Consider the following 11,819-nt stretch of genomic DNA (forward strand, 5'->3'; position numbering starts at 1 on the left):
CTTTACATTAAACCTTTCTTAAATGCTTTACCAGTCCAATGGGTATGCCTAATTTTGCCTGATGCAAAAACAACATCAAAAACCCAACTTTGAGTTTGTGGCCCTTATGGCCGCTTTGATGTCCATCGTAGCCTTGGCCATTGATGCCATTCTGCCTGCCATTTCCAATATAGGAACGGCCATCAACAGTACCGACCCAACGGATAACCAGTTATTGGTGACCATGATTTTCTTGGGGCTTGGGGTAGGACAGCTCTTCTTTGGACCCATATCCGACAGTTTTGGAAGAAAGCCAGTGGTTTATATTGGTTTCATCATCTTTTTGATTGCAAGTGTCGTTTGCTTGTATGCACCTTCTTTGGAAGTGATGGTCGTGGGCCGAATCTTTCAGGGCATTGGGCTTTCGGCACCCAGGACGATTTCCATTTCTATCATTCGGGATACCTACGTGGGCGATTATATGGCCAAAATCATGTCCTTTGTGGTGGCCTTCTTTATTTTGGTTCCAGTGGTAGCGCCTGCTATTGGTAAGTTGATTCTGGATGCTGCGGGATGGGAGGCTATTTTTTATGTGCAGATGTTCTTTGTTTTGGTCGTTGCCATTTGGTTTTGGAAACGTCAAAAGGAAACCCTGCATCCTGAATACAAAATCCCGTTTACCAGGCACGTATTTATTGATGGGGTCAAAGAATTTGTGAAATATCGGGAGACCGTGGCCTTTACCTTGACATCTGGATTGGTGACAGGCGCGTTTTTGGTGTACTTGAGTTCGGCCCAGCATATTTTTGAAGATCAATATGCCCTCAAGGAAATGTTCCCTTATATTTTTGCGGGCTTGGCCGTTTCCATTGGACTTTCCACTTTTTTGAACGGAACTTTGGTGATGCGCTTCGGGATGCGAAAACTATCTTTAATGGCAACCATTGTTTTTTGCGTTGTCGCTTTAACGTATTCCATTGTATTCCTTAATACGCCCAATCCCAGTATTTACGTGCTGGTAGGGTTCTTGTCCATTCAGTTTTTCTGCCTTGGGTTTATGTGGGGTAACTTCCGTTCCATTGCTATGGAGCCTATCGGTCATATAGCGGGTATTGGTGCTGCTATCAATGGATTTGTATCTACTTTGCTGTCCATTCCCATAGCAACCTTTATTGGGGAATTTGTAAAAGAAACGGTATGGCCGCTTTTTGCTGGCTTGGCCATTTGCGGTCTTTGTGCCCTTGCCATTTTCCTTCTGGTGAACAAGCCCAAACGAAAAAGGGTGGTCACCACTTAATCTTCTTGGGGGTAATATACCTCTCCGCTACAGGAATCTGAAGTGGCTCCGGTCACAGATTTTAAAACATTGGTCCTTCCTTGGAGTCTCAGCACCCCCATTAGTGCGAAAACTAGGGCTTCTTTGTAGGCAATCAGGGTTTTATCGGGTACTACCACCTCAACGTCGTCGCCCAATGCAGTTTGCAGGCTATCCATAAAAAACTGGTTGAGTGCGCCTCCGCCAGTGGCCAATAATTTATGCTTATCTGGCTTGTCGGCTTTGTGTTGATGGACGGCCAAGGCAATCTGCTCGCAATTATGATGGATAAACGTATGCAGCAAATCTGGGTTGGAGGCCGATGAGTTTTCAATCAACGGGACAATTTGAGAGGTAAACCATTCGTAGCCAGTAGACTTGGGGTAGGGTAGTTTATAATATTCCAAAGTATTGAGTTCATTTAAAAGTGTTGTGTCCAATTTCCCCGACCGTGCCAGTTGACCATTTTTATCGTAGGCCATTCCCATTTTGTGGGTGATATAGTTCAGCGGCATATTGGCCAATCCAATATCGTAAGCGATACGTTTGCCATTTTTTTCAAAGGAGATATTGCTGATGCCCCCGAGATTCAGACAAAAATCGTATTCGTGGAACAATAATTTGTCGCCAATGGGCACCAAGGGAGCGCCTTGTCCCTTTAAGGAAACATCCTTGGTCCTGAAATCGCAGACCACTTGCTTTCCGGAGACATTCGCCAAAAGCTGTCCATCGCCCAATTGAAAGGTGACACCATCTTCGGGGCGGTGATGTGATGTGTGGCCATGACTGGCAATAAAGTCTACCTCTTCGCCAAGTTCATCCAAAAACAAACGGCACTGTTGCCCTAACCAGATGCCATAATCTTTGTGCAATTGTGCATGTTCTTCCTCGGAAAGATGAATGGCATTTTTGAGGTATTCCCGCATATCTTCCGAGTATTCGATTTCGGCCGTATTTTTAATGCGAAAGTTCCAAGTTCCGTTGGCTTCCCAAATATGGCAATAGGCCATGTCCAAGCCATCCAGCGAGGTGCCGGACATCAGCCCCAAAACTTTATAAGTGCTCATACCAGATACTTTTTGAGACTATTAAAAATAACAAATTGTGGGCTCATGGTCGAAAAGTTTTTAGTTGAATGGGAAGCTGTCCTTTTGCCTTGATTTTTCCAGAGAAATGGGCGAAAGCGACCTTTTGGAACGCTTCAAAATTTTGATATGCCAAAACCACATTGGCGTGGAGCGGCAACTCTAAAATATCCAGTACATATGGATTGCCGAACAGATACAGCAACACATTCTTTTTCTGAAGAAATTTTTGAAGGGAATCCACGGTTTTTTCGTCCATCCCAAACTTATTTTTAGGTTTTACCGCAGGCGGAAATAAGCTTACTACGACATTCTGTTGATTGGACTGTAAAGCGGTATCCAAATCAACCGTTTTTGAACCAAAGTGTATCGAAATCTCTTCGGCAAACCAGTCTTTCTTGTCAAAAGACACAGAAACGCTCAAAAATCCGGACGATTTAATGTGGTCAGCCATGACTTTATCTCCATACAGTTCCGTGATGGTATTTTCTGCTATGGTATGGTTCAATTCAGAACACGAAATAGTATCCATTTCTTTGGATTCTCTTTCTTGGGAAAACATTTTTTCTTTTAGCTTCCAGACCCTATCAAAACTCTCTTGAATGCGTTGCTCCGATGCACTGGAAAGGATGGCATCCACACCTTCCTTTACATGTTCGCTAAAACATAGCACATCCATCCCGGCATCAAAAGCCGCTTTCTCCAATGTTCCTTTTTTGGGGAATTTTTTGGAAACGGCATGCATGTTCAACGCATCTGAAATGACAACACCTTTAAAGCCGAGTTGCTCTCTGAGCAATTCTGTAATTATTTTTGATGAGGTGGTAGAAGGGTTCTCGGCATCCAATTGGGGCAAAAGCAAATGGCCTACCATAACCGAGTCAACCCCCATATCAATGAGTTTTTTGAAAGGATACAGTTCGTTCTCAAATAATTCGTCCAAAGATTTATCGATTACTGGAAGTCCTAAATGGGAGTCCGTTGCGGTATCGCCATGCCCTGGAAAATGTTTAACGGAGTTTAAGGTTCCGCTGTCTTGCATACCTTTTAAGAAAGCCCCTGCTTTCTCAACTACACTTTTCCTGTCGTCCCCAAAAGACCGATAACCGATGACCGGATTTTCTGGATTGTTGTTGATGTCCACAACGGGTGCCAGATTCCATTGGATTCCTGCCTTTTCGCAGTCATTCCCAATAGCTTTTCCAACTTGATGGATAAGTTCGTCTCTATCGGTAAGTGCCCCAAGGGTGATCGCGTATGGGTATTGCGGCGTATTTTCAATGCGCATGGCCAGCCCCCATTCGGCATCGATTGCAATCAGCAAAGGAATGATCGCCGCCTTTTGATACCGTTCGATAAGGTCCAAGAGTCTGTCGTAGCTCTTCTCGTTGTGCACAATGGCTTTTTTCCCTTCAAAATTGGTGGCCGCACTGGCCCGACTATGAAAGAAACAAATGGAACCTACGTGCTGTTCACGGATAAGCTGTTCCATTTTTTGTACTTCGGCTTCGGTATCGTTGATGAATGCAGCTGGCATGAACAACTGTCCAACCTTTTGTTTTAAGGTCAAAGGTTCCTTCGGAAGCCTAAAAGGTTGAATCGTTTTATTCATTGGATTCTACTGTTTTTTTACCGTAATCTGCGGGATATTTCAGGTAACGGAGCACAAGGAATGCAGGGAGCGCAGCGACCACCACCCAAATGAAGAAGCCGTCGTATCCCAGCCATTCCTGAATATACCCGCTCAACATGCCCGGAAGCATCATCCCCAAGGCCATGAAGCCGGTGGCAATAGCGTAGTGCGAGGTTTTTGAGGCTCCTTCGGCCACATAAATGAGGTACATCAAAAAGGCGGCAAAACCAAACCCATAGCCAAACTGTTCTAGTACCACGGTACCCACAACTGCATATATGCTGGTGGTTTGCGTAATCGCCAAAATGGCATAGAGTGCATTGGGCAGATTTAGGGACAACAGCATGGGGAGCATCCACTTTTTTAAACCGTCCCTCGATATCAAAATTCCACCTAGGATACCGCCCAGCGATAGCATGATTACGCCTACAGTGCCGTAAATGGTCCCCACAGCCTCGGTGGAGTAGGCCAGTCCGCCTACCTCCAATTCATCCAACAGAAAAGGGGATGCCATTTTTACCAATTGTGACTCGCCCAATCGATAAGTGAGAATGAACAGCAAAGCGACACCGATTTGGTGTTTCTTGAAAAAACTGGCAAAAACTTGAAAGAAACCTGCTGGTTTTTCCGATGATGTAGTTGTGGATGCTTCAAACTTAGGTGCGGATAAAAAATTGGCAACGGTCAACCCTATCATGAGTACCGAAGCAGTAATCATGGTTACGGACCACGCCTTGGTATTGTCACCATATTGATTTTCCAAGAAGCCGGCAAAAATCACTAGTAATCCTTGCCCTGTGACCATGGCCAATCGGTAAAATGTACTTCTCAGTCCAATAAAGAAAGATTGTTTTTTCTGGGTGAGACCGATCATGTAATAGCCATCGGAGGCAATATCGTTGGTGGCCGAGGCGAAGGCAGCCATCCAGAAGAAGGCCAATGTGATGATAAAGAACGAGTTGGAAGACAAAAAGAGACCAATGCCCAAAAAAGCAAAGGAAATGAGCAACTGCATCCCTAAAAACCATTTTCGTTTGGTACCGTTCAGGTCCACAAGTGGGCTCCACAAGGGTTTAATCACCCATGGGAGGTATAGCCAACTCGTGTAGAGTCCGATTTCTGCATTACCAATACCTAAGCGTTTGTACATGATCACGGAGACCGTAACTACTAAAATGTAGGGTATGCCTTGGGTGAAATAGAGGAACGGTATCCATAACCAGGCGTTTTTGTCTTTTGGCGCTACATTCACTTTGTTTGTTTTTTTAGGTTGCTATATAAATTTTTATGTACGTTGGGTGTCACCTTAGTTTTTGGTATTGATTTGGTTTTGGTTCATTGGTACGGTTTGTAAACCACTTTGATTGCCATAGGCATCGCTTACTCCGATCATTATTTCTTTTCGAAGATGCTTTTTTTCCAAATCAAACACATAGCAACCTTCGATATCACTTTCAGAAAGATATTGCTTTCCAATGAGTTGAGGACCTTCCTTGCCTGATTTGTACAGATTCAAAAATCGGGGAATATTATCCACGTGACGGATGCAAATCTCCAAGGTCCCATTCTTCAATTTTGTGGAGCTTATGGCAGGGAGTTGTAGCTGTCGAACCACCTTATTCAAAGGACCGGGGGTTTCGGCTGGAAGCGGATATAACTTCCTCTGCAATTTCCGAGTTATCTTTTCGTGATTGCCCATCAAGGATTTGGCACTGAAAAAGATATTTCCGTCAATGTTTTCCAAATTTCGGGCAAAGTTGAGCTGTTGGGGTATCTCCCTTTTTCTGTCCCAAGCTTTGTCTGGATTATTTTTGATCTTGTAAGCACCATTGCCTATGTACAGATGAGTGTTGGGGGCATGCTCCGCCCACCATTTGGCAATAACCTTGTGAGAGGCCACAGGATAGTCCATGCTCCAATACACTTGCGGTGCCAAATAGTCCAACCAGCCTTGTTGAACCCATAAAATAGGGTCGGCATAAAGGTCTTCGTAGGTGGTTTGCCCAGCTTTGGTGTCGGAACCCCTTGGGTCCGTATCCCGGTTTTTCCACACCCCAAACGGGCTTATTCCGAACTGTACCCAAGGTTTGTGTTTTTTGATGGTGCTATGGACGCTTTTTACCAGTGAATCCACATTGCTACGTCGCCAATCTTCTAAGGATTGACCCGTTGGCGCATAGGTGGAGTAGGCTTCGGCATCATCGAAAGTTTCACCCTCCACTTTATAGGGATAGAAATAGTCATCAAAATGGATGGCGTCCACTTCGTAATTGGTCACAAGTTCCTCTATAATGGCATTAAATTTTTCCCTGACTTCGGGAAGTCCCGGATTATAATAGTTCTTGTTACCGTAGGTAACAATCCAATCGGGGTGTTGAAAGTAATCATGGGTTTCCGATAAGGTGGAAGTATTAAGACTTACGGTGGCGCGATAAGGATTAAGCCATGCGTGAAATTCCATGCCCCTTTTGTGGGTTTCCGAGATCATCCATTCCAGTGGTTTGTCAAATCCCTTCGGGGCTTCTCCCTGGGTACCTGAGAGGTATCTGGACCAAGGGGCCAAAGCAGTGGGGTAAAGTGCATCCCCAGCAGTTCGCACTTGAACTATGGCAGCATTGAAATTCAAATTTTGATAGAACTCCAAAATATCGATAAAGTCCTTCTTTTTTTTGGCTACGTCGTCTTCGGGATGTTTGGGCCAATCAATGTTGGCCACGGTGGCGACCCAAACGCCCCTAAATTCTTGTTTGGGTGGTTTGGTCGTTGCGCAGGATAAGAGAAAAAGTATGGGGATTAAAGTTAAAAATCGATGCATTGAAAAAAGTAAAAGGCCTACTTGTGCAATAAATGTAGGCCTTTTTGCTAGATTAAATTAAACAACTAACAACTTAAAAGAGTGTTATTTTAAAAACGATAGCGCACAAAACCTTCCATGGCTTCATATTCGGCCATACCCAGTTGATTGTAGCGGTTTGCAGTTTCCTTGTTTCTTTGCTCAGCCCTTTGCCAGAATTCCCTTTTGTCGTTTCCGGGGAACATGGCACTATCCTTTTGGGACTGGTGCTTAAAAATGGCGTTGATTTTTCGGGTCATATCCTTAGGCCCGATGGGTACCGCCATTTCCATATCTGCAATATCCCATTCTTGCCAAGCTCCACGGTAGAGCCAAACGTAGCAGTTTCTGATCCAATCGGAGCCTTCGTCAACCAGTCGCTGTATGGCTTTGTAGATAACGTCCAAGCAAACTCGGTGAGTGCCATGGGGGTCGGAAAGGTCGCCTGCCGCAAATATTTGGTGTGGCTTGAGTTTCTGTAAGAGGTCGTAGGTGATTTGCACATCTTCCTCGGAAAGTGGTTTTTTACGTACCGCTCCGGTTTCATAAAAAGGAAGGTTCTGGAAGTGGGCATTCTCCTCGGGTACCCCGCAGTATCGGCAGGCAGCTAAGGCTTCCCCTTTTCGGATGAGCCCTTTGAACTGCTGTACCTCAGGACTGTCTAGCTCCCCAGGCTTTTTGTTGGCCAAGAACTTTCGTACTTCCTTGAACTTTTTCTGCAGTTCTTTGTTGTCTTTTTGCACATCGGTGGCAAAATCCAGAAAACGGATGACCTCATCATCAAAAACGGCGATGTTTCCTGAGGTTTGGTAAGCCACATGCACATGATGTCCTTGGTCCACCAAGCGCAACAAGGTGCCTCCCATGGAAATCACATCGTCATCGGGGTGTGGACTAAAAATTAAGGATGTTTTGGGATGAGGTTGCGCTCGCTCCGGCCTTTGACTGTCATCAGCATTCGGTTTTCCGCCCGGCCATCCGGTAATGGTTCGTTGTAATTGGTTGAAAACGGAAAGGTTAATCTGTTCAGCGGACCCAACTTCGGCAATAAGGTTACCCATACCATGTTCGTTGTAGTCCTCGTTGGTCAATTTTAAAAGGGCCTTGTTCAATTTTTCGGACAGCCAGATGGAGGCGGTCTTGATGAGTTTTTCATCCCAATCACATTCGCTCACCAACCACGGGGTCTTGACCCTGGTCAGGTAAGAAGAAGCGGCATCATCCAGTACAAAGTCACAATTAGTGTGGTGCTGCAAGAATGTCGCAGGAACAGATTCCTTTATTTCCCCTTCCACAGCTTGTTGAACTATGGGTGCCTTGCCCTCGCCCCATGCCATAATGATGATTCTTTTGGCATCCATAATAGTGCCGACGCCCATGGTGATAGCGCGGCGCGGTACATTTTCCTCACCAAAGAAGTCACTTGCCGCATCCAAACGGGTCACACGGTCCAAACGAACCAAACGCGTTTTGGAATTAAGGGAAGAACCAGGCTCGTTGAAACCGATGTGTCCGGTTCGGCCGATACCTAAAACTTGAATATCAATGCCGCCAACATTTTTGATTTTTTCCTCATAATCCAAACAATATTTTCGAATCTCTTCCTTGGGCAAGCTACCATCTGGAATATGCACGTTGTGGGGCTCAATATCGATATGGTCGAACAGATGCTCGTTCATAAAACGAACATAGCTGTGAATGGAGTCGGGTTCCATGGGGAAATATTCATCCAAATTGAAGGTGACCACATTTTTAAAGCTCAGTCTGCCCTCTTTGTGGAATTGCACCAAATAGTCGTACACCTTTGTTGGTGTAGATCCCGTAGCGAGTCCAAGAACCGCTTTTTGCCCTTGCTCTTGTTTTTGCTTGATCAAGCTGGCGATTTCGTTGGCCACATACCAAGATGCACTTTGCGAATCTTGATAAATGTGGGTGTTGATTTTTTCGAACTTGACGATTTCGGCATCCAAAGGTTCTCTTTTGATGGGATTGTTGGCTAATTCTTGCATGTTTACTTTGCTTTTTACCAGTTTTACAGGACAAATATAGACTAAAAAAGCAAATACCTGCAATAATTTGCAATATATTTGCATTTAATTGCAGTTTTAGACAGGAAATAACATTCTGTTTACATACAGCTTGTTTTCTGCAATTGTTTTTACTTTTGATTTTTGGATGAAAACATCAATCCCATGCTGAAAGAAGAAAGACAACACGCCATACTGAACGAGGTAGAGCTCCATAATAAAGTTTTACTGGCCGATTTGGCCGATAAACTCAACGTTTCGGTGGATACCGTCAGAAGGGACGTGAAGGAACTGGACGAGGAAAACCTATTGGTTAAAGTGCATGGGGGAGCGGTTTCCCTAGGCTTTTCCAACCATAGTCCCCAAAGAAACAATGTATATGCCTTGGACAAGAAGGTTGCCATCGCCAAAAAGGCGATTGCTTTGCTACGCAACAATAGCGTTATTTTGATTGATGGAGGAACCACCTGTTTGGAGATGGCCAAATTATTGCCTGTAAATCTGAAACTGACCTGTTTTACACTGAGTCTCCCTGTAGCCATGGAATTGCTTCGCAAACCGAATGTGGAGACCATCTTTATTGGTGGTACCTTGTCGCGCGATTCGCAGATTGCCATGGGACCCAGTGCCATTCTTGCCCTTTCCGAAATAAAGGTGGATTACAGTTTTATCGGTACGGGCTATGTGGATACCGAATTTGGTCTCACCGAGTTTGACTGGGATGTGGTACAGACCAAGAAGGCGGTCATTAATGCCTCCAAGAAATCAGTGCTATTGTGCATCTCCGAAAAATTGAATTCGCAGCATCGATTCAAGACGTGCAGTTTGAATGTGATCAATACCATGATTACGGAACTGGAGCCTTGGGATACCAAACTTGATGCCTTTAAAAACCTGAACACACAAATACTCTAAATATAGTAATGGACAAGCATAAAAGGATTACCGAAGCACCTTCCAATTATGATGGATTGGAACAAATGGATGCGCTGGATATCGTGACCCACATCAACCAAGAGGATAAAAAAGTAGCAGATGCCGTGGAAAAGGTACTTCCGCAAATCGCCAAGGTAATCGATGAAACGGCAAAGCGTTTTGAGCAAGGGGGGAGATTATTTTACATAGGCGCAGGAACCAGTGGAAGGCTGGGAATATTGGATGCTTCTGAAATACCACCAACATTTGGAATGCCCCATGAACGGGTTATCGGACTTATTGCGGGAGGCGACCAAGCGATACGAAAGGCAGTTGAGTTTGCCGAAGACGATACCGAGCAAGCTTGGAAGGACCTTTTGGAATATGGGATAAACGAAAATGATGTTCTGGTCGGAATTGCAGCTTCAGGCACCACTCCCTATGTTTTGGGAGGAATTGCCGATGCCAATGCCCATGGCATTTTAACAGTGGGTATAACCAATAATCCGGGTTCACCATTGGCGAATGCGGCAACCATTCCCATCGAGGTGAATGTGGGACCGGAGTTTTTAACAGGAAGTACCCGAATGAAGAGCGGTACCAGTCAAAAATTGGTACTCAACATGATTTCCACAGGATTGATGATTCGCATTGGAAGGGTGAAAGGGAACAAAATGGTGAACATGCAGTTAAGCAACACCAAATTGGTAGATCGGGGAACGCGTTACATCATGGAAGAGTTGGGTCTCAACTATGAAAAGGCCGAAAAAGCGCTCAAACAATATGGCTCCGTAAAATTGGCCGTGGATGCCTTAAAAAAATAGGTTATTTGGGAACCAGTCGGTAAATCCCTTTGCCTTCAACACTAACATAAATAAAACCATCAGGTGCTTGCCTCACATTGCGAACCCTTCCCATACCATCCATCAATTTTTCACGGTACACCACTTGGTTGTCCTGCATTTCCAATCGTTCCAAATATTGAAAGGCCAAAGACCCCACCAATAAGCTTCCTTTCCATTTGGGATATTTGTCCGAAGTAACGAACGCCATTCCCGATGGTGCAATGGAGGGAGTCCACTGATAGAGCGGTTGCTCCATTCCCGGGCGTGAGGTTTCATCTGTGATTGGCGTGCCACTATAATTGATGCCGTAGGTAATTATAGGCCATCCGTAGTTTTTTCCTTTTTGTATAATGTTGATTTCATCCCCGCCCCTTGGACCGTGCTCGTGTTCCCAAAGTCGGCCGGTTTCGGGATGCAGGGCCAATCCCTGTGGATTTCGATGTCCATAGCTCCAAATCGCTTTTTTGGCTTCCGCTTGGTCCACAAATGGATTGTCATCGGGAATGCGACCATCATCATGCAACCGATAAATTTTACCACCATCCCTGGTAATGTCCTGTGGATTGACATCCCGGTTGCCACGTTCCCCAATGGAAAAAAACAAGTAACCATCCCTGTCAAATTCAATTCGGGACCCAAAATGTTGTCCTCTTGTGGAGTTGGGAGACGCCTTGTAAAGTTTTTCTTGCTGGACCAATTTGTTGTTGGATAATTTGGCCCTCATGATGGCGGTGTTGCCCCCTTTTCCGTTTCCTTCCGTAGAGGCGTAGGAGAGATAGATCCAACCATTGTTTTCGTAATTGGGATGTAGTTCAATATCCATCAAACCGCCCTGTCCTCGGTTGTACACCTCCGGTAGATTTTCAATCTCGCTTACCCTCCCAGAGTGAAAAAATTTTAGTTTTCCGGACTTTTCCGAGTAAAAAATGCCGCCTTTGGGCAAGAAAACCATGCCCCAAGCGTTCTCAATGTCGTCAATCACGAGTTCAGCAGTAAAATCAAGGGTTTCGGGAGTTTTTATCTCTTTATCCGAAGTTTGCGCGCAGGATGTACTAAGCAGTACAACGAAAAAAATGGGAAATAAGAGACTATTTTGCATAATTTTACGTTGAAATAACAGATTTAATAGATAAACGACCATTTATTATGGTTGGGTGTGTTGAAGATAAAAAGAAATTTATACGAAC

Annotated in this window: 9 protein-coding genes; 3 read left to right on the top strand and 6 right to left on the bottom strand. The window is 44.8% G+C overall.

What is annotated here, in order from left to right; translation table 11 throughout:
- Positions 1-61: 61 nt before the first annotated feature.
- Positions 62-1,276 (top strand): multidrug effflux MFS transporter, encoded by a 1,215-nt coding sequence (locus tag RBB12_RS05490; protein WP_306013292.1) that lies wholly within the window; start codon positions 62-64, stop codon positions 1,274-1,276.
- Here RBB12_RS05490 and RBB12_RS05495 read toward each other — a convergent pair.
- The 5 genes from RBB12_RS05495 to nagB form a co-directional block, all read right to left on the bottom strand.
- Positions 1,273-2,361, bottom strand: coding sequence for an anhydro-N-acetylmuramic acid kinase (locus tag RBB12_RS05495; protein ID WP_306013291.1), 1,089 nt, complete (start codon positions 2,359-2,361; stop codon positions 1,273-1,275). The genes RBB12_RS05490 and RBB12_RS05495 overlap by 4 nt on opposite strands.
- A 43-nt stretch (positions 2,362-2,404) precedes the next feature.
- The gene (locus RBB12_RS05500; protein WP_306013290.1) at positions 2,405-3,991 is read right to left on the bottom strand and encodes a glycoside hydrolase family 3 protein; all 1,587 of its coding nucleotides are present in this window, start codon (positions 3,989-3,991) and stop codon (positions 2,405-2,407) included.
- Positions 3,984-5,264 carry an MFS transporter gene (locus tag RBB12_RS05505; protein ID WP_306013289.1) on the bottom strand — a complete coding sequence of 427 codons (1,281 nt, stop codon included), beginning with the start codon at positions 5,262-5,264 and terminating at the stop codon, positions 3,984-3,986. The genes RBB12_RS05500 and RBB12_RS05505 overlap by 8 nt, the downstream gene beginning before the upstream one ends.
- A gap of 54 nt (positions 5,265-5,318) precedes the next feature.
- Positions 5,319-6,827, bottom strand: coding sequence for a glycoside hydrolase family 10 protein (locus tag RBB12_RS05510; RefSeq protein ID WP_306013288.1), 1,509 nt, complete (start codon positions 6,825-6,827; stop codon positions 5,319-5,321).
- Between the two features lie 89 nt (positions 6,828-6,916).
- The gene (nagB, locus tag RBB12_RS05515) at positions 6,917-8,854 is read right to left on the bottom strand and encodes a glucosamine-6-phosphate deaminase (RefSeq protein ID WP_293289759.1); all 1,938 of its coding nucleotides are present in this window, start codon (positions 8,852-8,854) and stop codon (positions 6,917-6,919) included.
- Positions 8,855-9,037: 183 nt separating this feature from the next.
- Here nagB and RBB12_RS05520 point away from each other — a divergent pair, with 183 nt between their 5' ends.
- Both RBB12_RS05520 and murQ read left to right on the top strand, forming a co-directional pair.
- Positions 9,038-9,787 carry a DeoR/GlpR family DNA-binding transcription regulator gene (locus RBB12_RS05520; protein ID WP_306013287.1) on the top strand — a complete coding sequence of 250 codons (750 nt, stop codon included), beginning with the start codon at positions 9,038-9,040 and terminating at the stop codon, positions 9,785-9,787.
- 8 nt (positions 9,788-9,795) lie between these two features.
- Entirely contained in the window at positions 9,796-10,611 is an 816-nt protein-coding gene (gene murQ, locus RBB12_RS05525; protein ID WP_306013286.1) for an N-acetylmuramic acid 6-phosphate etherase, read from the top strand.
- A gap of 1 nt (position 10,612) precedes the next feature.
- Here murQ and RBB12_RS05530 read toward each other — a convergent pair whose 3' ends face one another.
- A complete protein-coding gene (locus RBB12_RS05530; RefSeq protein WP_306013285.1) occupies positions 10,613-11,731 on the bottom strand; it encodes a PQQ-dependent sugar dehydrogenase in 1,119 nt (372 codons plus the stop codon).
- Between the last annotated feature and the right edge of the window lie 88 nt (positions 11,732-11,819).

The sequence above is a fragment of the Allomuricauda sp. MMSF_3307 genome (genome assembly GCF_030733585.1).
Classification (GTDB): domain Bacteria; phylum Bacteroidota; class Bacteroidia; order Flavobacteriales; family Flavobacteriaceae; genus Flagellimonas.